Source organism: Nocardioides sp. InS609-2 (assembly GCF_023208195.1).
Taxonomy (GTDB): domain Bacteria; phylum Actinomycetota; class Actinomycetes; order Propionibacteriales; family Nocardioidaceae; genus Nocardioides.
The window spans coordinates 2,579,158-2,602,943 of sequence record NZ_CP060034.1 but is presented as its reverse complement, the minus strand read 5'-3'; the positions used below and the strand labels follow the sequence as shown (position 1 = coordinate 2,602,943).

The 23,786-nt window shown below is 67.5% G+C and carries 25 protein-coding genes; 15 read left to right on the top strand and 10 right to left on the bottom strand.

The window, feature by feature from the left end; translation table 11 throughout:
- Positions 1-365: 365 nt before the first annotated feature.
- Entirely contained in the window at positions 366-1,061 is a 696-nt protein-coding gene (locus H4Q84_RS13490) for a VOC family protein (RefSeq protein ID WP_248579616.1), read from the bottom strand.
- Between the two features lie 321 nt (positions 1,062-1,382).
- Here H4Q84_RS13490 and H4Q84_RS13485 point away from each other — a divergent pair, with 321 nt between their 5' ends.
- From H4Q84_RS13485 to H4Q84_RS23195, 9 genes are all read left to right on the top strand, one after another.
- Positions 1,383-1,811: a hypothetical protein gene (locus H4Q84_RS13485; RefSeq protein WP_248579615.1), complete on the top strand. Its 429-nt coding sequence runs from the start codon at positions 1,383-1,385 to the stop codon at positions 1,809-1,811.
- 389 nt (positions 1,812-2,200) lie between these two features.
- Positions 2,201-2,767 (top strand): GrpB family protein, encoded by a 567-nt coding sequence (locus tag H4Q84_RS13480; RefSeq protein ID WP_248579614.1) that lies wholly within the window; start codon positions 2,201-2,203, stop codon positions 2,765-2,767.
- Positions 2,768-3,490: 723 nt separating this feature from the next.
- Positions 3,491-3,727: a HypC/HybG/HupF family hydrogenase formation chaperone gene (gene hypC, locus H4Q84_RS13475; protein WP_248579613.1), complete on the top strand. Its 237-nt coding sequence runs from the start codon at positions 3,491-3,493 to the stop codon at positions 3,725-3,727.
- Positions 3,720-4,529: a DUF6390 family protein gene (locus H4Q84_RS13470; RefSeq protein ID WP_248583648.1), complete on the top strand. Its 810-nt coding sequence runs from the start codon at positions 3,720-3,722 to the stop codon at positions 4,527-4,529. Before hypC ends, H4Q84_RS13470 begins: the two co-directional genes overlap by 8 nt.
- Before the next feature lie 14 nt (positions 4,530-4,543).
- The gene (locus tag H4Q84_RS13465) at positions 4,544-5,659 is read left to right on the top strand and encodes an ABC transporter substrate-binding protein (RefSeq protein ID WP_248579612.1); all 1,116 of its coding nucleotides are present in this window, start codon (positions 4,544-4,546) and stop codon (positions 5,657-5,659) included.
- A gap of 58 nt (positions 5,660-5,717) precedes the next feature.
- Positions 5,718-6,710 (top strand): iron ABC transporter permease, encoded by a 993-nt coding sequence (locus H4Q84_RS13460; protein ID WP_248583647.1) that lies wholly within the window; start codon positions 5,718-5,720, stop codon positions 6,708-6,710.
- On the top strand, positions 6,703-7,464 hold the full coding sequence (locus tag H4Q84_RS13455; protein WP_248579611.1) for an ABC transporter ATP-binding protein: 762 nt from the start codon (positions 6,703-6,705) through the stop codon (positions 7,462-7,464). Before H4Q84_RS13460 ends, H4Q84_RS13455 begins: the two co-directional genes overlap by 8 nt.
- Before the next feature lie 59 nt (positions 7,465-7,523).
- A complete protein-coding gene (locus H4Q84_RS13450; RefSeq protein WP_248579610.1) occupies positions 7,524-7,682 on the top strand; it encodes a hypothetical protein in 159 nt (52 codons plus the stop codon).
- 85 nt (positions 7,683-7,767) lie between these two features.
- Positions 7,768-7,896 (top strand): hypothetical protein, encoded by a 129-nt coding sequence (locus H4Q84_RS23195; protein ID WP_282580239.1) that lies wholly within the window; start codon positions 7,768-7,770, stop codon positions 7,894-7,896.
- A 46-nt stretch (positions 7,897-7,942) separates the two neighbouring features.
- Here the strand turns inward: H4Q84_RS23195 and H4Q84_RS13445 are convergent, their stop codons facing one another.
- Both H4Q84_RS13445 and H4Q84_RS13440 read right to left on the bottom strand, forming a co-directional pair.
- Positions 7,943-8,533: a GNAT family N-acetyltransferase gene (locus H4Q84_RS13445; RefSeq protein ID WP_248579609.1), complete on the bottom strand. Its 591-nt coding sequence runs from the start codon at positions 8,531-8,533 to the stop codon at positions 7,943-7,945.
- Between the two features lie 1,171 nt (positions 8,534-9,704).
- Complete coding sequence (locus H4Q84_RS13440; RefSeq protein WP_248579608.1) at positions 9,705-11,114, bottom strand: IS1380 family transposase; 1,410 nt, start codon at positions 11,112-11,114, stop codon at positions 9,705-9,707.
- 471 nt (positions 11,115-11,585) lie between these two features.
- Between H4Q84_RS13440 and H4Q84_RS13435 the strand changes: the two genes are divergently transcribed.
- Together H4Q84_RS13435 and H4Q84_RS13430 are read left to right on the top strand one after the other, a co-directional pair.
- Positions 11,586-11,726, top strand: a complete 141-nt coding sequence (locus H4Q84_RS13435) for a hypothetical protein (RefSeq protein ID WP_248579607.1) — start codon at positions 11,586-11,588, stop codon at positions 11,724-11,726.
- Between the two features lie 153 nt (positions 11,727-11,879).
- Entirely contained in the window at positions 11,880-12,695 is an 816-nt protein-coding gene (locus H4Q84_RS13430) for a class I SAM-dependent methyltransferase (protein WP_248579606.1), read from the top strand.
- Positions 12,696-12,804: 109 nt separating this feature from the next.
- Here the strand turns inward: H4Q84_RS13430 and H4Q84_RS13425 are convergent, their stop codons facing one another.
- Positions 12,805-13,044 carry a hypothetical protein gene (locus H4Q84_RS13425; RefSeq protein ID WP_248579605.1) on the bottom strand — a complete coding sequence of 80 codons (240 nt, stop codon included), beginning with the start codon at positions 13,042-13,044 and terminating at the stop codon, positions 12,805-12,807.
- Positions 13,045-13,460: 416 nt separating this feature from the next.
- Here H4Q84_RS13425 and H4Q84_RS13420 point away from each other — a divergent pair, with 416 nt between their 5' ends.
- On the top strand, positions 13,461-14,066 hold the full coding sequence (locus tag H4Q84_RS13420) for a peroxidase-related enzyme (protein WP_248579604.1): 606 nt from the start codon (positions 13,461-13,463) through the stop codon (positions 14,064-14,066).
- A 536-nt stretch (positions 14,067-14,602) separates the two neighbouring features.
- Here the strand turns inward: H4Q84_RS13420 and H4Q84_RS13415 are convergent.
- Positions 14,603-15,547, bottom strand: a complete 945-nt coding sequence (locus tag H4Q84_RS13415; RefSeq protein ID WP_248579603.1) for a helix-turn-helix domain-containing protein — start codon at positions 15,545-15,547, stop codon at positions 14,603-14,605.
- A 71-nt stretch (positions 15,548-15,618) separates the two neighbouring features.
- Here H4Q84_RS13415 and H4Q84_RS13410 point away from each other — a divergent pair, with 71 nt between their 5' ends.
- Both H4Q84_RS13410 and H4Q84_RS13405 read left to right on the top strand, forming a co-directional pair.
- Positions 15,619-16,635, top strand: a complete 1,017-nt coding sequence (locus H4Q84_RS13410) for a saccharopine dehydrogenase NADP-binding domain-containing protein (RefSeq protein ID WP_248579602.1) — start codon at positions 15,619-15,621, stop codon at positions 16,633-16,635.
- Positions 16,636-17,017: 382 nt separating this feature from the next.
- On the top strand, positions 17,018-17,893 hold the full coding sequence (locus H4Q84_RS13405) for a proline dehydrogenase family protein (RefSeq protein ID WP_248579601.1): 876 nt from the start codon (positions 17,018-17,020) through the stop codon (positions 17,891-17,893).
- A gap of 89 nt (positions 17,894-17,982) precedes the next feature.
- Here H4Q84_RS13405 and H4Q84_RS13400 read toward each other — a convergent pair whose 3' ends face one another.
- From H4Q84_RS13400 to H4Q84_RS13390, 3 genes are all read right to left on the bottom strand, one after another.
- On the bottom strand, positions 17,983-19,035 hold the full coding sequence (locus tag H4Q84_RS13400) for a methyltransferase domain-containing protein (RefSeq protein ID WP_248579600.1): 1,053 nt from the start codon (positions 19,033-19,035) through the stop codon (positions 17,983-17,985).
- On the bottom strand, positions 19,032-19,250 hold the full coding sequence (locus H4Q84_RS13395) for a helix-turn-helix domain-containing protein (RefSeq protein WP_248579599.1): 219 nt from the start codon (positions 19,248-19,250) through the stop codon (positions 19,032-19,034). Before H4Q84_RS13395 ends, H4Q84_RS13400 begins: the two co-directional genes overlap by 4 nt.
- Positions 19,251-19,501: 251 nt before the next feature.
- Positions 19,502-19,831 carry a hypothetical protein gene (locus H4Q84_RS13390; RefSeq protein WP_248579598.1) on the bottom strand — a complete coding sequence of 110 codons (330 nt, stop codon included), beginning with the start codon at positions 19,829-19,831 and terminating at the stop codon, positions 19,502-19,504.
- Between the two features lie 236 nt (positions 19,832-20,067).
- Between H4Q84_RS13390 and H4Q84_RS13385 the strand changes: the two genes are divergently transcribed.
- Entirely contained in the window at positions 20,068-20,475 is a 408-nt protein-coding gene (locus tag H4Q84_RS13385) for an NUDIX domain-containing protein (RefSeq protein ID WP_248579597.1), read from the top strand.
- A gap of 79 nt (positions 20,476-20,554) precedes the next feature.
- Here H4Q84_RS13385 and H4Q84_RS13380 read toward each other — a convergent pair whose 3' ends face one another.
- Together H4Q84_RS13380 and H4Q84_RS13375 are read right to left on the bottom strand one after the other, a co-directional pair.
- Positions 20,555-22,651 carry a tyrosine-type recombinase/integrase gene (locus tag H4Q84_RS13380; RefSeq protein ID WP_248579596.1) on the bottom strand — a complete coding sequence of 699 codons (2,097 nt, stop codon included), beginning with the start codon at positions 22,649-22,651 and terminating at the stop codon, positions 20,555-20,557.
- Complete coding sequence (locus H4Q84_RS13375) at positions 22,648-23,775, bottom strand: tyrosine-type recombinase/integrase (RefSeq protein WP_248579595.1); 1,128 nt, start codon at positions 23,773-23,775, stop codon at positions 22,648-22,650. Before H4Q84_RS13375 ends, H4Q84_RS13380 begins: the two co-directional genes overlap by 4 nt.
- Positions 23,776-23,786 lie beyond the last annotated feature (11 nt).

Below are 23,786 nucleotides of genomic sequence, written 5' to 3'. Positions count from 1 at the left end.
TGTTTCAAGGCGACGTTATGTCGGGTTGCGTCTCTGACGGTGCCTCGAGACAGCCCGGCATCTCGGACACCTTGACCCATCCGCGAGATGCGGGACGGCACGAAGATCTACTGACTGACCCGGAGCCCTCGGAAACCCTCGGCTGGTCGAGCATGATGCCGTCTGTGGGCGACGTCGCTGCCTTGCGCTACCGATACCTCGACGGCTTCCGTCCAAGCTCCACGTTGCGACGGCCCGCAAGCGGATCCCGCGCGGGACGAGCGCGCCTGTCGGCTCGGCCGGCGCGGGGGTCGCCGGACGCGGTTCCCTCTTCGGTCACGGCTCCGATGACAAGAGGGTCACTCCAGAAGTCGTTGCCTGGACGGTCAGGCTGTGTGCAGGCCGAACTTGTTGCCGTCCACGTCGGTGAGCTCGATACCGTCAGCGAGGGCGCCAAGGCGGGTGGCGCCGAGCGAGATGAGCCGGTCCGTCTCGCCGCTGAGGTCATCAGTGACCAGGTCGAAGCGCTGCCGGTTCGGTCCGTGCTGGGGTTCGACCGGCGGGCCGCCCCACGAGACCTTCGTGCCGCCGAGCGGCGACTGCACCGCGGTCTCCTCGTTCTCGTCCCACACCAGCGGCCAGCTCAGTGCATCGCGCCAGAACACGCCGACATTCCTGGTTCCGCTACAGGTGACCTCGCCCAGATGGCCAGTGCCGGCCAGAAAGTTGTTGCCCGACCCAATCACACATAGCTCGTTCCCACCCGGGTCGGCAAGCACGACGAAGTCGTCATCGGGCTCCTGACCCACGTCGATATGCCTACCTCCAAGGCGCAGCACCGTTTCGACGGTCCGCTGCTGGTCCGCCGGGCTGCTACTGGTCAGGTGGAGGTGCAGTAGTCGCGGTCCGATCTGTTCAGCGTCGGAGGACACGAACCTGAGCCCCACCTGCATCTCGTCACCCGGCACCAGTGCGCCGCGGGACTCTACGAGGACATCCCGATCGAGCAGCCCGGCCCAGAACGCCGCAACCGCCGACGCATCGGCCACGTCGAAGGTCACCGCTTGGAGTCGCAACGCCACCTCAAGATGCTAGGACGCTCTCGGTGCCCGGCGCGATCGATTTCCACGGCATCGCCCGACGACTCTGCCAAGACCGGAAAGCGACTCGGCGACTCATCCCGGTCAGGATCGCGCTGGTGACCGATCGGCGACCGGAGCGGGTTGCCCACTGGCTGTCCGTTGTGCACCCGGCGCTCTGGATGAAGTCCCGTGGCGTGGTGGGAGGAGTAGCGCTCTGCTGGGTAGAAATCCGGCGGGCTCACACGCGCTCAGACCCCCGGTTTGCCAACGCCGAACCGGGGTATCTTGCCCCTATTCGCCCCTCCCACCGTCAGGATCATCATGACGCTCGCCCGCACCGCCCTCGCCGTTTTCGCCGCCACCTCGCTCACAGCCGCCGTCTCGCCCGCTGCGTCGGCCGCCGCGGAGGACGCCGCCCCGCGCGCCAACAGCGCGAGGTACGCCTATGGCACTCAGCTCAAGGTGGGCGGCGTGAAGTACCAAGCCTGCTACGACGCGGTCGGGAAACTCATCAACGAGCGGGTCACCCCCAAGCGGGCCAAGACCAAGGGGCACTTCGAGGGCTCGATCGAGCAGGGCAGCCAGCAGGCCGGCACCGACTTCGGCTGGCACCCCGGCTTCCGGCTCAAGCCGTTCTCGTCTGGGACCTGGTATTACCCGGAGTCGACCACGATCACAGTCCTGCTCGCGGTCAAGGGCCACAAGACCAAGACGAAGACCTACCTGGCCTCGGCGCTGCCCGCTTGCTGAGTCGACCGGTCCGCTGTGACGCAGCCCTGCCGGGGAAGTAACTGCGCACTCGGCATGAGAGCCGTCCGGAGACGATCCCGAGACGGGGACCTCATACGGGGCAGGAGGCGGCATAGCTCCCCCCGACGCCGAGCCGCCTACTTTGACCGAGTCGGCCACGAGGAGGCAGTTCGGCAAGTAGCCCACGCGAAGTTCGTCAATCTCTCCTGCATCTCGACACTCTCTTGTCGAGATGCAGTCAAAATTTTGAAGCCAGGCCCAGTTCAAAAAGTTGGCTCAGGGCTGGCTTGCCCCTGCTGCTGGCCGACCGGACATCACAGCCCCGCTAGACGATCGGCTTCCGGGACGTCCGGACATGCCGATGAGCGTGCCTCTGGGAGACTGTGCCGGTGCCCTTCCCTGACGAGCCGTTTTCTCAGAACCTGGAGGTAGTTGAGTACCAACCTGGGTGGGCCACCGAAGGCGTGGAGATGGCGGCGTGGCTAGCACGGTCGCTTCCAGGGGCGAAGGCGACCGACCACATCGGCTCGACCTCGGTGCCCGGTCTACCCGCCAAGGACTGCATCGACCTGATGGTTCGCGTCGAGAGCCTCCCGGACACAGACCTTCGCCCCCTCGCCAACGCGGGATATCGGGAGCGACCGGAGCAGTGGAATCGCGTCGAAACGCTCGGGACGACCGAGCATCCCAAGCGAGTCTTCGCCCCACCGGTCGGCGGCAGGTCGGTCAATATCCACGTCCGGGAGGCACATCGCGAGACAACGCGATACGCCCTGCTCTTTCGTGACTTCCTGCGAGCCAACGACGACCACCGTGATTCATGGGGTCGCTTCAAACTGCGCCTCGCCCAGGAGTGCCCGGACCTGTACGTCTACGGCCAGATGAAGGCAACTGTGCAGCCGCTCCTGATGGCGCTCGCCGAACAATGGGCCGCCGCACACGACTGGCACCCGTAAGTACAACCGCACTCTTCTGCCGCGTTGCGCGTACTTTGACGAGCGCCGCCTGCGAGGGCGGGATTCGTCAAGTAGCCGGCGGAGATTCCGTCAATCTTGCTTGCATCTCGACACAATGCTGTCGAGATGCAGGAAAGACTGACGATTCCTACGAATTGTCAGACTAGGTATCCGCCACCTGAGACTTCCCTGGTCAGCGGCCCACGAGTTGGTCGCGGCCTCGCTGAGGCAGCCGCAGGCGGATGCCGCTGCGGGACTTGCCGCAGATCGTCGTGGGTCACGGTGGTGGCGGGGGCGATTTCGGGCGAGCTCATCGAGCAGCTCTTGCTCCCGGCGCACACCGACGCCGCGGCCGCCGCGCTCGAACTCCGCGGTGCTCGGCATCGTCGACGCGCGCATCGCCTTCTCAAGGACTCGTTCGTCGTGCGTCGAATGTTCTTCCCGGGGGCTCCATCGGTGGCCTCGCCATCAACGGCGCGGTGACGACGTCGCGCCGGGCGAGGTCCTCGCGCTGCGCTGGGAGTGGGTGTGCGACGGCTGGACGGAGGCCAGGTCGACCGGCTGGGGTGCGTCACCGAACGGCGCGGGGACGCCGTGAACGAGGTGGGCATGCATGGTCTCGTCGCCCGAGTCGCAGGACCCGCGCGGGCCGTCAAATGGGCCTACTGTGGACAACACGCGATGTGATCGCCGTCACGACGGCCGTGATTGGAGGAACTGACCATGTGTCTCGGAATCCCCGGCAAGGTCGTCGAAGTCTCGACGGGTACGCCGGCCAGCTGGCGCTCGTCGACGTCGAGGACACAGCGCAAGATCAACATCGGCATGCTCGACGACCCTCCCGCGACGGAGACCTGGGTGCTCATCAACATGGGTTTCGCGCTCGAGACCGTCGACGAGGTCGCCGCGGCCGAGGCGATGAGTGGCCTGGAGATGGTGGGTCGTGAGCGAGATGGCTGACCTGCTCACATCCCGTCCGCCCGGACGGACACCGGTCTCCGGGCCGGTCCTGTTTGCCCGCTACGCGTTCCCGCCGAACTCCCACGGTTACTGCGGTCCCAATGATCATCAGTCGTTCTTCGAGCACGGGGTGACCGGCAAGGACGAGCGCGGCCTGAGGGCGTTGTCTCAGCAGTTCGCCGGAGCGTGGCCGTACCTGCAGCTCATCGCCGCGGAGTTGGGTCTGGACGATCCCCTCGATCGTCGGGTCGTGGACGCCTACTGGGTGGGTAACTCCCGGCTCAACCAGGTCTCGACCCGAGCGATCGGCAACTCGATGGAGGAACGGTTTCGGTATCGGGCCGGCCCCGGCTTCTCCGCGCTCACCGAGAGCGTGGTCGCCGGGGGCGTCCCGCACCACAGCTTCGTGGTCTTCTGCATCTACCCGTGGACCGGCCTGCTCAGTGACGGGCGCAAGGCCGCCCATGCCTTGACGGTGCTCGACCAGTGCCGCATCCGCTGGGGCAAGGTCCTGGCGGTCCAGGGGGACCAGGTGGTGGTGGAGTCGACGCCGCTGGTCTGGGACGGCCGGACCCTCGCGTTCGGAGATCTGATGACCGAGACGGTCCAGCGCTCGGTCGACGGAACGAGCCTGATGGACGACGTGACCGAGGGGGATTGGGTCTCCATGCACTGGGAGTGGGTCTGTGACGTCTTGAGCTACCGGCAAGTCCGCTACCTGCGTGACTTCACCGCGCGACATCTGCGCATCGTCAATGAAGGAAACCTGCACAAAGGACCGGCCGCCCTTTTGGGCACCTGACTAAAGGACCAGCGATGAACTCCCAGCCGGAGGCACTGCCCCGCAGAACCCTGATGAAGGGAGCCGTCGCACTGGGCGGAATCACCCTGCTCGCGGCCTGTGGGAAGTCGGTGGACAAGCCGACGTCGAGCGGGGTGTCGGTGACGGACCAGCGCGGCTCGGTGCTGCGTCTGGACGGGCCCGCGAAGCGCATCGTGACCATCCCCTTTCCCGCCGCAGCCATCGTCATCGCGGTGGACCAGAGCGTCGAGCACCTGGTCGGGATGAACGACTTTTCCTGGACCGCCGCACGCGACAGCGTGCTGGCCTCTTTCTTCCCGGACGTGCTCGACGTCGAGCACGACGTCGCCAGCGAGACCTTCGCGCCGAACATCGAGAGCGTCCTCGAGCTGAATCCGGATGTCGTGGTGCAGTGGTCGAGCCAGGGTGACGAGATCATCAAGCCGCTGGAGAACGCCCACCTGCCGGTGCTGGGCGTCGAGTACGGCACGCTCGACGACGTCGAAACCTGGCTGGCCATGTTCTCGCAGATGCTGGGCAAGCCCGCCCGCGGAAAGGCGATGGCGTCCCGCCTCGAGGGTGATCGGGACGACATCGCCGAGGTGGCGCGTCGGCGCACCGGCACGAAGCCCACGGTGTTGTACTTCCTGCGCTTCGCCGAGGGTCTGATGGTGATGGGGACCGAGACGTTCAACGACGAGTACATCCGCCTCGTGGGATGCGAGAACGCGGCGTCCTCCGTCAAGGGCGCAACCGAGGTCGGCCTCGAACAGGTGCTGAGCTGGGACCCCGACATCGTGTTGGTGGGCAACTTCGACGACGGCATGCCCGACGACATCTACGGCGACCCCCGGTGGAAGGACGTCTCGGCGGTGGCGTCGCGTCGCGTCTACAAGGTTCCGTTGGGAGGCTACCGCTGGGACCCGCCGAGCCACGAGTCGCCACTGATGTGGAACTGGCTGTCCGCCGTGGCGTTCCCCGGTGGCGAGACCACCGACCTCCGGGCGAAGATCGACGACGACTACCAGTTCTTCTACGGAATGGCGCCCACCCCCTCGCAGGTCGACTCGATCCTGCGTCTGGACATCAACGCATCGTCCGCGAGCTACGGACAGTTTCGTGCTTCGTGAGGCTGAACGCCCAACCCGCCTGGCGGCTCCGGGACGGGTGGGGGGCGTCGTGCAGATCATGGTCGCGGCGGTGGCGCTGGTCGTCGTTGCCGTCGTCGCCATGTCCCTCGGGCGTTTCAGCGTGTCCGCGTGGCACGTGCTGCAGATCCTCGGCGCGGAGGTCCTGCCGACCGGCGGGGACTTCACCGACCCCGAGCGCACCGTCGTCGTCCTGATCCGGTTGCCGCGCATCCTTCTTGCGGTGCTCGTCGGCGGGGGGCTCGGCATCGCCGGCGCGGCACTGCAGGCGACGTTCCGCAACCCGTTGGTCAGCCCGGAGATCATCGGCGTCTCGGCGGGCGCGTCCCTCGGTGGTGCGCTGGCGCTGTTCCTCGGCCTCGGGTCGTTCTTCCTCGTGGGTGGTGCCTTCGCGTTCGGCCTGGCTGCCCTCGGACTGCTGTTCGTGCTCACAATGGGTCGGTCGGGCACTCCGATGCTCATGGTGGTGCTCGGCGGCGTGGTGGTGGGGTCGTTCTTCTCCGCCCTCGTCGGTCTGGTCACGTACTTCGCCGATCCCCTCACCACCCTGCCGGCCATCGTCTTCTGGCTGCTGGGCAGCCTCGCCACCGCCACCTTCGCGAAGGTCGCCGTCGCGGTCGCGCCGATCCTCGGCGGTGCGGCGGTGCTACTGCTGCTGCGCTGGCGGATCAACGTGCTCTCCCTGGGGGACGAGGAGGCAACGTCCGTGGGGCTGCGTCCGGGCCGGATGCGCTGGGTGATTCTCCTGGCGAGCGCCCTCGTCGTCGCCGGAGCCGTGGCCGTGAGCGGCGTGGTCGGCTGGGTCGGCCTGGTCATCCCGCACCTGGCCCGGATATGGGTGGGTCCGGACCACCGGGTGCTGCTCCCGGTCTCGTTCCTCGTGGGCGCGGTCTACCTGGTCGTCATCGACACCGTGGCACGCACGGCCAGTGGTGGAGAGATCCCGCTCGGCGTGCTGACCGCGCTGATCGGCGCACCGGTGTTCTTCTGGCTGCTGCGCCGCAACCGGGACCGGATCTGGGACCATGCTTGAACTCGACGACGTCGGGTACGCCTACGGCCCGACCGGGTGGGTCTTCCGACACGTGAGCTTGGGCGTCCCGCCCGGGTCGATCACCGCGGTGCTGGGACCGAACGGTCGTGGCAAGACCACGCTCGCTCGATGCGCCGCCGGACTGCTGACGCCGCGGGAGGGCAGCGTCCGGCACAACGGCGTCGTCGGCTTCGTGCCGCAGGCACGCGGCGGCGCGTTCGCATACCGCGCGCTCGACATGGTGGTCATGGGGCGGGTGCGTCAGGTGAGCCTGTTCGGAACACCGGGGCGCGACGACCGGACGGCCGGGTTCGACGCCATGGCGCGGATCGGCGTCGAGCACCTGGCGCAGCGACAGTTCCCCACCCTGAGCGGTGGCGAGCAGCAACTGGTGCTCATCGCACGGGCGATCGCCTCGGAGGCGCCGGTTCTCGTGCTCGACGAGCCGTCCACCGGGCTCGACCTGCACAACCAGGCGCAGATCCTGTCGCTCCTGCGCAAGATCGTTGCCGACGGCATGTCCATCATGCTCACCACCCACCACCCCGACCATGCGCTCTACGTCGCGGACTCGGTGGTGCTCATGGGAGGTGTCGACGACGTCCGGTCCGGACCCGCCAACGAGCTGCTCGCCGACGACGAGCTGACACGGTTGTTCGGCATCGACGTGCAGACCCTGACGTACCACGCGGACGGAACCGAGCGGCGGTCCATCATCACCCGCTACGGCGACGGGAGCGACCTGCCCTCCTGATGGGGTCCGGATCGGGCCGTCTCATGCCGTTCTTGGCCCGATGTGGTCGGACGGATGCCATGAGCGACCAGCCCGGACCGCCTGCCGTCACGACGGCCTACCTGTTCGTGAGCGCACTGCTCCTGCTCGTGAGCCTATCCGGAACCGTCCCCAGCTGGAACGCATCGATCACCGTCGAAAGAAGACGTGCACAGAAGACCTTCGCCCTCTCCTACTGATAAGAGTGAGAGTTACGTCCAGCAGAGTGGTGTACGGATCCCGGTGGATCGCTACCGACATAGGCGACGGCCACCGGGTGATCCCGTGGTCGACTTCGACCTCTCCGCGGAAGAGCTCGCCGCCCTCGACTCCCTTGACACCGGGGTTCGGGGCGGCCCCGAGCCCGAGGACGTCACCCGCGAGGCCTTCGGTCGGGAGATCCCGGAGGCCTGAGGGCCCGGCTGCCCGGGGACCGGGCGTCGGCGGGGGCGGACCGCAGTCAGCCGGCCGGGGCGACGGTGCGCCGCATGACGGTGTTCTTCATCCCCTTGGGCCGCACGAAGTCGAAGCCGCAGCGCTCGTACATCGCCCGGGTGCCGTTGTAGAGGAACGAGGAGGACATCTTCTTCTCGCCCGGCACGTGCGGGTAGCCCTCGACGACGCCGCCGCCTGCCTGGGAGATCAGGTCGACCGCGCCGAGGAGCGCGGTCTCGGCCAGCCCGCGCCGACGGTACCGCTTGTCGACGAAGATGCAGGTCACCCGGTAGTCGGGGGTGAGGTCGGCCTCGGCGTCGTACTGCTTGCGGTGGTGGATGTTGGGGAGCTCGGCCGGCGTGCCGTACTCCGCCCACGCCACCGCTTCGCCGCCGTCGACGACGAGCGCCGCGTGGGCCGCGCACTGCTCGACATAGCGCTTCTTCAGCGCCCGGTTGGCCTCCGCGCCCTGGCCGCGCTCGTCGCTGTCGGGGTGGAACCAGATGCACCAGCAGCCGCCGAAGATCCCGTTATGGCGGGCGACCATGGCGTCGAACATCGTCCAGGTGTCGGGTGTGAGCGGGACGATCTCGAGGCCCTCGGGTGTGTCGCTCATGGCGGCACGCTAGCAAGGGTTCCGGACGGCCTGCGTCCACTTTTCCCGGTTTCGGTCTCGGGATCCCGGCTCGTCAGGGCACGGCGTCCTCGCGAAGCGGCGAGAGCGTGCACCAGAGCACGGTCGTGTGCTTGAGAACAGCTCCATGCACCGTGCAGGGACACACGACCCTGCTCGGCGGGCCGCGTCGCCCGACTCGTCCCGCAAGCTCAACCCTCAGCGGCGAAGCCGCAGATCGCGGTCGCCGCCACACATATTCGTCCCAGTTGAGCCGTCCGGAGACGATCCCGGGACGGGGACCTCATACGGGGCAGGAGGCGGCATCGCTCTCCCTCGACGCCGAGCCGCCTACTTTGACCGAGTCGGCTATGAGGAGGCGGTTCGGCAAAGTAGCCCACGGGAAGTTCGTCAATCTCTCCTGCATCTCGACACTGTCTGCCTGACTGCGTCAAGCGAAAGTGTCAGTAGCGAAAGATAAGACGTCAGGTACACGACGACTTTGTCCGCTACCGCCACGCAAGCATCCGGAGCGCGCGGATCTGCCGATGAGCGGGCGATACTGTCGCTGCGTGCCGGAAGTGTCTGTAGTCGACAGTGACCCGTGGTCCTTCGTGACGGAGCACGGCTCCACGTTCATCGCAGCGGTGCGCGCCTCGGAGGGCGACCTTCTCCTGTTCGAGATGGAGGGACGCCTTTTCGTGGCGAACCCACGTGGCGACGGCAATGACGCGTGCTACTCCCTGACCCCAACGACCGAGGAGCAGTCGCGAGAGAATCCGCCTTGGGGGCGCGACGAGTGGCGTGGAGTACCAGCGGCCTTGCTGGCCGAGATTCGCGATCTGTAACGCACGCGCATGCCGCGATCCGCGCGAACTCCTGGACCTGCCGATGAGCGCACCCAGACCCACGGCGTGCGAGTGTGCGCGTCCCGTCCGAGCACGGTCACCGGTGTATCGAACCGGATCACATGAAGGAGTCTGCGTTGCGCCGATGGTACGCAGCATGCGTCTTCCTAGTTCTGTCCGCCTTAGCCTCGATCCACCGATGGGCAGGGGCTGAGCGTCCGCGGTCGCTGAGGCGGGGTCTTCGAGTGTGTGGGCGTGGCCGACCGTCTGGCCTCGCTGCCAGGTTGTTCCGGGTTGGTCGTTGTGCCGGTGTCGGCTGGGGGTGGTCAGGTCGTCGGTGCCGGTGGTGGTCCGCAGGCCCGGGTGAACAGGTCGCTCCAGGCGGTCTCCCAGGGCCATCCGGTCGGGAGGTGCAGAGTCACTCTTCGTGCCGAGGAGGCGACCCGGGCGGGCACGGCGATCAGCTTGCGGCGGATGGTCGCGGTGGTGGCTTTGGCGAGTCCCGGGCCGGTGATGGTCGCGGCTGCTCTGGTCAGGTTGAACGCTATGACGGCCAGCACGAGCCAGGCGGCGTTCGCTGCGAACTTTCCCGATGGCAGATGCGCGAGGGCGGAGCCCTTGAGGTCGGAGTGGACCTGTTCGATGATCGCGTGGCCGCGGTGGGTCTTGTCCGCGGCCACCGTGCCGGCCACGGCCGGGTCTGTGGTGGTGAAGAAGGCGTGGAAGCGCCAGGTGTCGAACAACGTCTCCTGACCATTCTTGGCGGACGTGTTGAGGTCGGGGATCCGGCGGACCACGAGCCGTCCGGTGACTTGGTCGGCTTTCTTCTTGGAAGTGAACGCGGTGAACGGAATCTCGGCGACCTCGGCGCGGGAGACCCACGTGTTGGTGGGTTCATCGAAGACGGCGTCGGTGTACTCGATGGTGGTCCAGGCATCGTCACCGATGGTGGCGATCGCCGCCTTGACCTTGGGATCCATTCGCACGGTGACCGAGATGTCGGCGCCACCGCGCAACGCCGCGTTGACCACCTCGGCGCCGTAGAACGCGGAGTCGGCTCGCAGCATCGGGCGCAGATCGGACTTGGCGGGCAGTTTGCTGGTGGTCTTCAACGCGTCGGCGACCAGGCGTTTCGCGCCCCGCGGTGAACCACATGATCCCTTCCGGAGCCGGTGGGCCACGATCACCGGCGCGGACTGGCTCGTGGACACGACAGCGAGCAGCGCGTTGAGCCCACGCACGCCGGAGTAGCCGTAGCCAGAGCCCTGCTTGGCGTGCCCGTGGACCTCGACGATGGTGTCGTCGATGTCGATCATCACCCGCTCGCTGGTGTCAGGTGAGGTCACGATCAGCGGTGCCTGCTCGGCCAGCCCGGCCAAGAACCTCGAGGCGACAGCGTCGAGCTGGCGGACGTGGCCGAAGCTGAACGTGCGCAGGAACGAACCCAGCGTCGAGGGCGCGTAGGCGTTCGTGAACACCCGGCCCATCCCGCCGTGACGGAGCAGCGCCATGTCATCGATGCTGTCCGCGCCGGCGACCATCCCGGCGACCAGCGAGGACACCTTCAACCCCGCGTTCGCGCCCTTGTCGGTCGGCACAGTGAGGTGGGCTTGGGCCAGTTCCTGGAGTCCCGCGGATCGGGCCAGCGCGAGGACCGGGACCAGCCCGGCCGACGACACGAGATTGGGATCATCGAACACTGCCGACGTGGCACGGGGCGTGTGGCAAAGTTGCATCTACGAGATGCCCTTCGTCTTGGTGAGAATTGGGACCCTGAAGAAGTCCGATTTTCCCAGCACGTAAGGGCATTCTCACTTCACGACGCGCTCACAACCTCAAGCTCATCGGTGGATCGAGGCTTAGTCGGCAGCGCCGTGGGCCAGTACGAAGGCCTTGCAGAACTTGGCGAGCAACGAGGCCTTGGAAAGATGGTCCTTCTGGAAGCCTCCTTGATGCGGTTCGATCTCGCGCATGCCGCCATTGGGCTAGCGATCGGAATCGCCTCCCTGTCGATGCTGGGATGGGTCCGTCGAGGTAACTGAGACCCCCGACTGTTCGATGAAGGCCGCCTCAAGACGTCAAGCGGGGTTGGAAGTATGCACTCGACGCGATGCGCGCGGCGCAGCAGTCGGGGTTGGTTGTCGGAATGGGCGAGCTGACGGTCCGCAATCGCCAGTGGGCTCAGGGCGAGATCGCCTACGCGGTCCATGTCGACCACTGGGGCCGCGGGATCGCGACCCGCCATCGCCACCGAGCGGCTGCACCTGGCGTTCAGCCCGCCGCTGATGCGTCACCGGCTGGCCGCCACCTGCGACCCACGCAACAGCCCGTCCGCCCGAGTCCTGTAAAGAATCGGGATGAGCTACGAGGGCCGTCTCCGAGACGCGATCCGCCTTCGCGACGGATGGCGTGACTCCGACCTCTACGGCATGCTGCACGGGGAGTGGGTTGCACTCCGCTGAGGCGTTGGCACTGGTTCGGTGGCGGCTAGTCTAGACGTCATGGAGCCGGGCCAACTCGAGGCGCTAGTCGCTACCTACGGACCGGACACGTGGCGGATCTACGACCACCTTGACGTGAGCCTGGACCCGACCGGACCCGACGAGCTCTTCGACATCGCGGCCGACCTGATCCGGCCCGGTGACGTCGTCCTGGACGCCGGCTGCCGCGACGCCTCCCATCTGATCGAACTCTGTCGTCGACACGAGATCAACGGCATCGGTGTCGACCCAGCGCCCGCACACGTCGAAGGGGCCACTGTCGCGGTCACGGCCGCCGGGTTGACCAGCCGGGTCACTCTTCACCAGGCGATGCTGGAGGAAGCTCCAGTAGCCTCGGGATCGGTCGACCTGGTCTGGTGCCGCGATGTCCTGGAACAGGTCGCCGATCTGCCGTCCGTCCTCCGTGGAGCCGCACGAGTGCTCCGGCCAGGCGGGGCCATGGTCGTCTTCACTGTTGTCGACAACGGTCTGACCGACGCGGACCGTGAGCTGCTCACTCACCACCGGGGAGTTGTGACGGCCAACCTGGATCCCGCGCGACTGATGGCGGCGTACGCCGCGGCCGGGCTCCTCCTCGAGGAGACGATCGAGATCGGCACCCGCTGGCGAGAGTACGCCGAGGAGCGGACCCGTCCCGTCTCCCGCAAGCTTCTCCAGCTCGCTCGGCTACGCCGCCAGCGCGCGCAGCTGACGACGACGTACGGCGCCGACGCTCTCGCCCATGTCGAGGCCAACCTGCACTGGGAGCTCTGGCAGTTCCTCGGACTGACCCTCCCGGTCGTGCACGTTCTCTGGCGGGAGCGCTACCCAGACTGAGCTTGTCGAAATGCGATGCCGGTGTCGAGGTGGCAACAACCTCGTCGGTCAGGTTCTGTCAGACGGCGCCGTCGGCCGCGGCGCGTAGTCGTGTGCGCCTGACTGCCAGCTAGCGCCCGCACGGCACGTCGATCAGACGGACCTCGCGCCGGCCGTGGCTGTACGCGACGACACCGTAGGTCCGACAGCCTTCGACCACGGCTGGCGACTCGACCACGCGGACGCGACCGCGGTGCTCGGCGACCTCGACGACGTGGAAGCCGTCCAGGCCGACGAGCACGTCGCAGCGCTCGCAGTAGGTCGGATCTGGAGACGAGCGCGCGCGGTCGCACGCCGTAGGCTCTGACATCGTCGAGGTCTTCCGGTCGGTCAGCTTGGTCGCAACCGATCTTGGAAGGCCTTGTCCTCGTTCACGCCGATCGCATCATGCCGTGTTGCTCACGCCCCCACCGCAGGTACGAAGAGCCCGATAGCCGCAGTTGTGGAGTGCAAGAGTGGCCACAAGCAACCGTGGATAGCATTTCAAGATCATCGGCATGGGACGGGTGACCGCATTGGGGAACTGAGTCCTTGGTGCCGACTTTCCTGACAGCAGGATCGAGCCGTCGCTAACGAAGGCATGGTTGGGTCTCGCGCCGTTCGATGACCCGACGGTGGCCAGTCACGTCGTGACGGCATTCAAAGACGACCTGAACCCGGCAGGCGATGCGGTGCGCCAGGCGCTGAGCGCTACTGAGGCGGCAGTCCCCCTGCTACGGTCCGGCCATGACCTGGATCGCGACCATCGGCCGCGAGGATGCAGCATCTCGCCTGCGCGAGACCTACGACCGCATCGCCGGCCCGCACGGCGCGATCGACAACATCCTGCTGGCGCACAGCCTGCGCCCGCACACCTTGACCGGGCACCTCGGGCTGTACAAGGCGGTGCTGCACCACTCGCAGAACCAGTTGCCCGTGCCGTTCCTGGAGACCATCGGCGTTCAGGTGAGCCACCTGAACGGGTGCGCCTACTGTGTCGACCATCACTCCGCCGGCTTGCGCAAGTTGCTCGGCGACGACGACCGTCACGCCACCATCGTGGCGGCCATCACCGCTGGCCGGCTGGACGAGGCCTTCGAGGGACGCGAGCTGGCCGCCCTCGACTACACCCGGCGTTTGACCGAGTCGCCTCGATCGATCAGCGAGGTCGACGTCGAGTCCCTTCGCACCGCTGGTTTCGATGACGGCGAGATCCTCGAGATCAACCAAGTGGCGGCCTACTTCGCCTATGCCAACCGCACCGTGCTCGGCCTTGGCATCACGACCGACGGCGACGACCTCGGCACGGCGCCACCGGAGTCTGACGACGTGACGGAATGGCGTCACGGCTGACGACTCATGTCATCGGCCGTAAGCTCAAAGCCATTGAGGTCATTGAGGTCATTGAGGTAGCAAGCCACCTCATCACCCGTGAAGCGAAAGTCGGTCGCGCGGATCTCTCGACGATCTCCCCGCAAGCCCTCGGTAGCGAGCGGGAGCGCAGGATCGGCCCGAGTTCCGATGACCAGCGCTCTGCGAAGACGCCACAGGTCACGGGTGGCGTTGCTGACGATCGTCCAAGGGGCGCCATGCGGGGCAGCCGCGGCACCTTCCGCCAACGTCGAAACTCCCTGCTTTGACCGAGCGGGCCACGAGCGGGCCGATTCGTCCAGTAGCCCGCGGAAGCTCCGTCGGTCTCTCCCGTATCTCGACATGTCTGCCGGTGATGGAGGTCGGCAGCGAGGGCGGTCGGCGTTAGGTCGGTGGGGCTGACCAGATCAAGCGGCGCTGGGTGGTCGGCCGGAAGAGAGCTTAGACGTTAGTCGCCGTTGTTCTCATCACGCGACACTGCCGTCGCGGGCGACGAACGCACTCACCTCTCTGTCCTGTCAGCCGAGGCGGAAGGTCGCGCGGTACGCCGTCGGGGTCACGCCCAGGGCCCGGCGGAAGTGGCGGCGGAGGGTGGCGGCCGTGCCCATGCCGCAGCTGGTCGCGATCTGCTCGACGGCGGCGTCGGTGCGCTCGAGGAGCTCCTGGGCCCGGGCGATGCGCTGTTGGTGCAGCCAGTCGAGCGGGCCGGTCTCGAGCTCGACGTGCATGCGGCGGGCGAGCTGGCGGGTGCTGAGCCCGGCCCGCCCGGCGAGTTCACGGACGGTGAGGGGTTGGTCGAGCCGGGCACGGGCCCACTGCAGGGTCGGCGCGAGCCCCTCGGAGGTGCGCGGCGCATCGGGAGGGGTGATGAACTGCGCCTGCCCGCCGCTGCGGTGGGCGGGCACCACCAGTCGGCGGGCGATCCCGTTGGCGGCCGACGCGCCGAGATCGCGGCGTACCAGGTGGATGCAAAGGTCGAGCGCGGCCGTCTTGCCGGCCGAGGTGAGCACGTCACCCTCGTCGACGTAGAGGACGTCGGGACGCACGTCGACCTGCGGGTAGCGCCGGGCGAGCTCCTCCGCATGCATCCAGTGCGTGGTCGCGACCCGACCGTCGAGGAGCCCGGCCTCTGCCAGTACGAAGGCGCCCGTGCAGAGCGCCGCGACCCGGACGCCCAGCGCGTGCGTCGCGCGCAGTGCCTCGACTAGCTGCGGGTCGGAGTGCGGTTCCAGGTCGTCGGTGGACGAGACGATGACGGAATCGACGCGGGCGATCTCGGCGTACGACGCGGTCGGCAGGTTGGGCAGCCAGGGGTGGGGAGTGCCGTCGGCGGTGCACACCACGAGGTCGTACCAGCGGCCACTGGGCGAGAGGTCCGAGCGGTCGACACCGAAGATCTCCGAGGCGATCGCGGACTCGTAGAGCATCGCGGAGGCATGCATGACGAGGGCTACCCGGGGCATGTCCGAAAGTGTACGCAGCGCGTCGTTTCAGACGCTCGTGCGGGCCAGCGGGGCGTCCGAGGATTGTCCGCATGAACACAACTGAGCGGGTCCTGGTCTACGGCGCCACCGGCCACACGGGGCGCTTCGTCGTCGAGGAGCTGCTGCGGCGCGGGCTGACACCTGTGCTGGCCGGACGCAGTGCCGCCCGCCTCGCTGCCGCCTCCGATCGGCGGCTCGACCACCGGGTCGTCGGACTCGAAGACGCCGACCTGCTGCGCGAGGCCGTCGCCGACGTGGGCGCGGTGATCAATTGCGCGGGTCCGTTCCTCGACACCGCACTTCCGCTCGCGCACGCGGCGGTCCAGGCGGGCGCTCACTACCTCGACGTCACCGCCGAGCAGCCCGTCGTGCAGCAGCTCTACCGCGACCTCGACGTCCCCGCTCGCGAGGCCGGCGTCACCGTCGTCCCGGCGATGGCGTTCTACGGCGGGCTCGCCGACCTGCTGGCCACCACCGCGCTCGCCGGCCACACGCAGGCAGACGAGATCCAGGTCGCCATCGGTCTGGACCGCTGGTGGCCGACAGCCGGCACCCGGGAGACCGGCGCCCGCAACACGGCCACCCGAATGGTGATCCGAGACGGGGCGCTCGCTGCGCTTCCGAGCCCCGCGCCCACCGGCACCTGGTCCTACCCCGAGCCGCTCGGCGAGCTGGAGGTTGTGGAGCTGCCGTTCTCCGAGGTGATCACAATCCACCGGCACCTCGACGTGGGCGAGCTCCGCTCCTACCTCAACACCGCCCCGCTCGAGGACCTCCACGACAGCGCCACCCCGCCCCCCACCGCGACCGACGAGGTCGGGCGATCGGCCCAGCAGTTCGTTGTCGAGGTCGTCGTACGACGCGGCTCCGACACCCGCCGCCTCAGCGCCGTAGGCCGTGACATCTACGCCGTCACCGCTCCGATCGTCGTCGAGGGCGCGGTCCGGCTCCTCGACGGACGTAGTCAGCGGACCGGCGCCGCGGCACCGGGACAGGCGTTCGACGCCGGCGACGTGCTCGCCGGGCTGGAGATGAACGTCGACGACCTGGTGATTCACCGACACTGACGGCCATGTCTCACGTCGCGCGTCCTGTCGCTCTCACATCGGTGCCCACCCTGGTCGTGTGGCTCAATTGGCCTGCGTAGCCCGGGCTTCGCCAGGGTCAGGGGACGCCCCGGCGGGCGGATCTGCGTGCCGCTCTGGTGATCTCGCATCTGCAAATTCGTGGATCTGGCGGCTGCATATTCACGCAAGCGAGGCGGGAGCGATCTGCAGACTGACGGATCGTCGGCAGATCTGTCGACATGCAGTCAAAGTTTTGAAGCCAGGCCCAGTTCAAAAAGTTGGTTCAGGGCTGGCCTGCCCGTGCTGCTGGCCGACCGGACATCACAGCCCGCTAGACGATCCGCCTGCGGGGCAGTCCTCGGTCGCATGCCAGGGTGGTGTCGTGGGTGTTGACCGTGCAGTGTTGTTCCGGCTGGCGACGAGTGAGCGTTTCGAGCGGATCTTCAAGGCGGTGCCGGGCGGGGACGCTCAGGCGTGGCGGGGGGCGTCGCGCTACGTAGCCGGGCGTTCCCGGGATGAAGCGTTGATCGCGACGTTCGACCTGCTTGCGCAGGGTCACGGGGTCAGCGTCGACCTGTTCGGCGAGCGAGTACGGGATCAGGCGACCGCCGATCGGATCACTGAGGACTACCTGGCCCTGGCCGCCGCGCTTCCCATGCCGCCCGCTGACGTGTGGCTGTCGCTGGATCTGTCCCACCTGGCGATCGACGCCGATCCGACCGGCGCCGCTGACCGGTTGGCGACGGTCGCCGAAGTGCTGCCGCCGGGTCGGCGTATCCAGGTCGGCGCGGAGGACGCCGCCCGCACCGACGCGGTCCTGGGTTGCATACTCGACGTCGCCGGGCGTGGTCTGGCCAACCGGGTCGGCGCAACGGTGCAGGCCAACCTGCTGCGTTCCGAGCGCGACGTCGACATCTTGTCGGCCGCCGGGGTTCACGTGCGGCTGGTCAAGGGCGCCTACCTGGAGCCGACGGGCTCCCATCCCTACGGCGAGGCCGCCGACGTCGCCTACCTGCACCTTGGCTTCCGCCTCCAGGCCGCCGGGGCGGCATGGTCGATGGCGACGCACGACGGTCGATTGCGGGAAGCATTGCTGCTCGCGCTCGGCCCGGTGCCGGTCGAGCAGTTGCTCGGAGTGCGCCCAGAGATACTCCACCAGCTCACGGCGCGAGAGGTACCGATCCGGGTCTACGTGCCGTACGGACCCGACTGGTTTCGCTACTGGCTCCGCAGAGTCGCCGAATCCCGCGGCGCGTGACCTCCGATCCCCCTACGAACGTCCCGAAGCGCGATCCTGCTTCGGTCACAGATCAACTCGCGGACGTCGGTTCACACCGAGGGGCGCGGTTAGGCAGGGAATCGAGGACGGCTGGTGTCGGCAGGTGTCAGTCGGGCTGGTTTCGCGAGCATCTCGCCGTGGATCATCACGAAGAAGGCGTCAGGATTGGTGCCCCATGCCCGCCAGCCCTGGGCCATGTCGTGCAGGTCGGCGTCCAAGAGCTCTTGTGAGCCCGCGCGTGCGGCGAAAGCCGGGGTAAGCACGCGGTCTGCCTGGGATTCGCCCCACCACCTCGTCGATTCGGAGTCGGCGTAGCACCAGCTAGAAGCGGTGATCGCCACGTCCTCCAATCCAGCGGCATTGGCCCACTGCCGCAGATGACGACCGGCGTCGGGTTGGTGGTCGTTGAGCTTCGCCGTCGTGCGATAGATGGAGAGCCACAACGTCAACGCGGGAGAGGCGGGATGCCAGGCCATGACCTCGTAGTCGACGTCACGCGCTGCCACGATGCCGCCGGGCTTGCAGACACGTGACATCTCCCCGAGCGCGGCCACTGGATCCGTGACGTGCTGGAGAACCTGGTGAGCGTGCACGACATCGAAGGAATCGTCATCGTATCCGAGCGCGAAGACGTCGCCCTGCTCGAAGACGGTCGTGGTGTCGCCTCTCTCCTGAGCCTCCCGCCGAGCAGTCACCAGCGGGTCCTCGACGTTCTCGATGCCCGTCACCAGTCCCGGCGCGACAACCGCGGCCAGGTCAAGCGTGATGGTTCCTGGCCCGCATCCGACATCGAGAACGCTCATTCCCTCCCGCAGATGCGGGAGGAGGTAGCCGCACGAGTTGCTCGCTGTCCGGGCGCCGTGCGACGCCAGGACAGCAGGGTGATGCCCGAGCGGATAGTCACGTCCCACGGGTTGAGATTCGATTCTCATAATGTGAGACCTTAGCGATCTCGTGTTGAGTGGGTCAACCGTTGCTTCCGGCCCGCGGACACTGAAGATTGGGCGGACCGATCTCGAGTCTCCTGGGGAATGGGCTGCGGCGCGCATGGTGATGTCGAGGCACTGAACCGTTGCTGTCCCGTATGGGTGTGCTTCTGCGGGACGGCTCTGGGCTCTCATGCCCGGTTGGCTGCTCGGTGGCGCTGTTGGGCGCGGTAGACGGTGGAGCGCCCGACACCGAATAGGTCGGCGAGCTCGGCGGTGCTGTGGTCCCCTGTCTCAAACAGGCTGACCAGGTGTGCCTCCTGCCGGGGGTTGAGCTTGGGTTGCTTGCCACGCAGTCGTCCCTTGGCCTTGGCTACCTTCATCCCTTCTCGGGTGCGGAGCCGGATCACGTCGGATTCGATTATGTGGACAGTCCTGGTCCGTCAAGCCGCATGAGAGGACGAATGAAGCCATTGCCGATGGTGGAGCTTTGGCCGTTCGCGGTCAGAGTGCACCAGACTCGGCTGAGCGCACGCTATGCGGCATGAGCGGACGTTCAACTGACGGCCGCATGTCCGTGCGCCTTTCGTGAACCGGGGCATCGAGGCCGACAAGCAGGCCGGGCCATGCTGTCTGCTGGCGATCGGGTCGGAGAAACCTACTAGCTGTCCCTCATAGCCAGTTCGTGGAAGTACGTGACGCGCTTGCCCAATGCGTCGGCGTACGCGATCTCGCGGCGGGTGGCCTCCCCGATGTAGCCACCGGGGTTCACGATTCGCACCTCATCTGCGAGGTCGATCCGGCGGAGGTGCAGCTCTCCCAAGGCGCGGACGAGCAAAGGGTCCAGCACAGACGCCTCGGTGGCCTCCGGAGCCAGGACGATCGCCAGATCGAGCGTCAAGCGCGTGCGCTCGGTCGCAAACTCCCTGCTGAAGCGCAGGGAACCGCACAGACAAACGATCTTCGGGCGAGCAACCGGCACGTTGGACATAGACACCCTTCAAGAGCCAAGGTCCCCCAGCATCCCATGCTGCCGATGATGCCTAGCCAGCCAACCTCTGTGAAGGCTCGCTTTCCGCTCATCGGCATGTGTGGTCGTCGGTGGCGCCGACACGCGGTGGTTTGACGCACCTTCGCCACGTCGCGGATCGCGGCATGGTCGGGCTCCGCCCCGACGGCGGCATGAGTGGACGGTTAAATGTCGGATGGCTGTGCTTCTGTAGGCGAATGCACGAGGTCGTTGTGGGCGCGTTGGTTCGTGAAGATGATCGAGTCCTCCTTGTGCATCGGAGGCCGGACAAGCGTGCCAACCCGGACGTGTGGGACTTGCCCGGTGGTCACATCGAGGCTGGCGAGTCAGAGTTGGGCGCGCTTACGCGGGAACTACAGGAGGAACTCGGCGTGCAGATATTGACGGCCTCGTCGTCTCATCTGTGTCGGCTGACCGCAGGATCTGCCCACGAACCGGCCGTCCTGAGCGCTTGGCTCGTGCGTGACTGGCAGGGAACGCCAACAAACGTCGCTCCGGAGGAACACGACGACATGGGATGGTTCAGCCTCGAGGAGTTGCCTCCGCCCCCTCACGTAATCGTGCGCACGGCTCTGGTGCACGCGATGCAGGGCTACCGCGGCTGACTCGCACGCGCGATCATCGGCATGTCCGTGCACGCGGACTGGCTCCGGGAATCGCGGGCGTCCCGACACACGGTAGGCGTCAGGCCAGGTCGTGGAGGAGCTGCTCCAGGCGTCGTTTGGTTGCTTCGTGCCGCTCGATCTCGCGTGGCCAGCTGCGGGCAGTGGCATCGTCGATGAGCTGCTGCTCCATGTCAAGGCGCGCACGGAGGCGGGGTGCGTAGTCGCTGGTAGTGAGGAACTTCGAGCAGGTCAGCACGAGGTCGCACTCACACGGGCCTTCGGCCGGGGTGCGCAGGCAGTGGCCGAGTTCAAGTTCGGTCTTGAGGAAGTTGGTCTGCAGCCACGACACGGCTTCGGGGTCGAGGCGGTGCTCGCGAAGGGCGTCCGCGGCCGGGCCGGCGAGCGTGACGTCGGCTCCGATGTGGCGGTCGAGGGCGTCTTGGTACTGCTGCTTGACTGTCGGATCGGACAGGGACGCGTAGATGATGGACATGTTCGGGGTGCGGTGGCCGAGCACGGCCATGATCGTCTGGATGCGAGCGCCGCCTTCGGCGAGCTGGGTGCCGATGGTGTGGCGGAATCTGTGTGCAGTGATCGTTGCTTTGCCGGCCGAGTCGACCAACCCGGCGGCGGTGCAGGCCTCGGCAAGGGCCATGTCGAACAGCAGAGACTTGGATAGCAGCTTGCCGCGCACCACGAAGATGTGCTGGACCTCCCGGCCGGCGCTGGGGTCGTAGCGTCGGCGACTGCCCTGCCGGCGGGCCAGATCAATGAGCGGCTGCAGCGCGTCGGCCGCCTGTGGGTGCAGGGGGATGCTGCGTTCGGCGTATCCCTTGCCGACGGGAATCCGCAGCCGCGGGTGCCCGTCGGGATAGGTGTCGAGGCAGTCGACGGCGAGGCGGCGGATCTCGTCGCGGCGGGCGCCGCTCCATCGTGCCACGATCAGCGCCGCCCGCTGGTAGGGGTTGGGCAACTGCTCGACGGCGGTCATCAGTTTGACGAGCTCGTGGTCGGGGATGAACCGAGGCAGCGGCTTCGGGATTTTCGGGATGTCGGCGTGGCTGAAGAGCACCCGTGTTGGGACGTCGTTCCAGCGCCAGGCGGCGGTCTCGGTCACGAACCGGGTGATCAGTGTGACCACGCTTCGCCGGTAACTGATGCTCAACGGAGCACCGGTCTGTTGGTTGGTCTGCGTGCCGAGCCAGCGCAGGAATTCCTCGGCGTGCTCGCGGTGCAGGTCGGCCAGACTGGCCATTTCCGGATGCGTCTCGGCCATCCAGGTCACCAGGCGGCGCAGCGCGTCACGGGCGTGACGCACGGTCTGTGGCCGGTCGAGGTTGGCGTCCAGGTGTAGGCGCAGGTAGCGCTCGATGACGGCGCGGATCTTCGGTGGCGCTCCGGGCGGGGCGAGCTGGTCCATCCAGCTGCCCGCGGTGACTCGTCCGGTGGGTGGCCGGTCGATTTGGCCGAGGTCAAAGAGCAGCACGTGCACCGCGTGCAAGCGAGCGATCGCCGAACGCAGATACCCCTCAGCGACCACGGCCGGCGGTCGCTCGTCCGGTGCCCGGGAGTAGAACTCCCGCACCGGGTCCAGCCGCAGCCGGGAGGTGAAGGCGTCGATCGCGTCGCGCAGTTCGTCGAGGTCGTCCACGCCCAGCGCGGTCAGGTCCGGGTCGCCGCGGTGCAGCAGCATCCGGCCCAGCGGCCAGACCAGCTGCGTGCGCGCCGTGGCGTAGCCGAGCTCGGCGAGCCGCGCCACGTGCCGGTCGAACAGGCCGGCATCCACGCCAAGGCCACCATGGCGGGCCTGGAGCTTGAACGGGCTGGTGAACGTCCGGGCGAGCAGCACCGGATAGTCCAGAGCGACGCCGTGCATCAGCGACAGGTAGGTCAGGTAAGGCATGATCACGCTCGCGCCCCCGTGCGGATGCTGCCCACGCACGCAGTTCTCCTTGTCCAGCAGCCGCTGCCGCAACGGCGCATCGAACCAGTCCTGCAACGACGGCCACTGTTCGACGAACCGGTCGTAGTTCTTCATCCGGTCCCAGCGCGACGCGTAGCTGGTGCAGTGCTGCTCCACCCACTCCTGGTAGGTGGCCCGGTCGGCGTGCACCCGCGGGGCCGCCACCGGGTCTGGTGCCGCCGCCAGGTGCCGCGCGGGGTGGGCCCGTGTCACGACCGGCCCCGCAGCGCGTGGTCGTAGTCGGCGAGCACCTGCTCGTCCGATACTCGGGTGTAGATGCGGACCGACTCCGGCGAGGCGTGCCCGAGCCGTTTCTGCAGGGCCAGCTCCCGCATCCCGCCCTCCCACATCGCGGTCGCGTGCGTGTGTCGCAGCGCGTGCGGCGTCTTGTCCGGAGATTGAATTCCCAGTCGGTCCAGTCGTCGGGCGAAGCCACGCACCACGGCCTGGTAGCTCAGCGGCTCGCACCGGCGTGCCCTTGCGCCGCCGACCAGGAAAACGAACGGGCTGACCGCATCGAGTGGGCGTTCGTGCAGCACGTAGCGGTTGACCGCGTCCAGCGTGCGCGGCTCATGCAGGTCCACCACCCGCTCGTGGCGCGCCTTGGCCCTGGCGCCCCTCGGGTGGTCATCGCGCTTGCGGACCGTGACTCGGCGGCGGCCGTAGGAGATGTCGTCCAGCTGCAGGCACAGCACCTCGCCCGGGCGCAGGCCGCCGTCGAGCATCAACAAGAAGATCGCCAGGTCGCGCATCGTCGTCAGGCTGGCCAGAAGCTTGTCGATGTCCTCGCTGCTCATCGGCCGCGGCAGCCTCAGCGGAAGCCGGACCCGCACCGTGCGACGGATCGGCTGCTGACGGCTCGCGGCGCCCACGAACGGCTGGTGACGCTCCGGCACCCGGCCCAGCGCGTGATCGATCCGCCGCTGAATCGGGTTCTCGCCGGTCGTGTACTGCTCGGCCGCGATCGCCCAGTCGAAGAAGCTCGACGTCGCGGACAGCACACGTTGCACCGTCGCCGGGGCCAGCAGCCGCCCCTGTTCGGTCGCCACCGTCAGGCCGAGGCGCTGCGCCGGGCGTCGTGACGGCACCCGTCGCAGGTAGCCGAGAAACTCCAGCGCCGTCACCGGACGGAAGTCGTTCCAGCCCATCGCTCGATCGGTCAGGAACTGAGCCAGGTGCCGCAGGTCGTAGCCGTAAGCGCACACCGTGTTCGGGCTGTACCCCGAGTCAACCAGATGCGACAGGAACCGATTGACCGGCACCACCTCGCCGCCGTGGTCATCGATCAGCACGACGCGCCGGACGATGCCGTTCTCGCGCTGTTTGACCACCCGCATACCGACCTCCC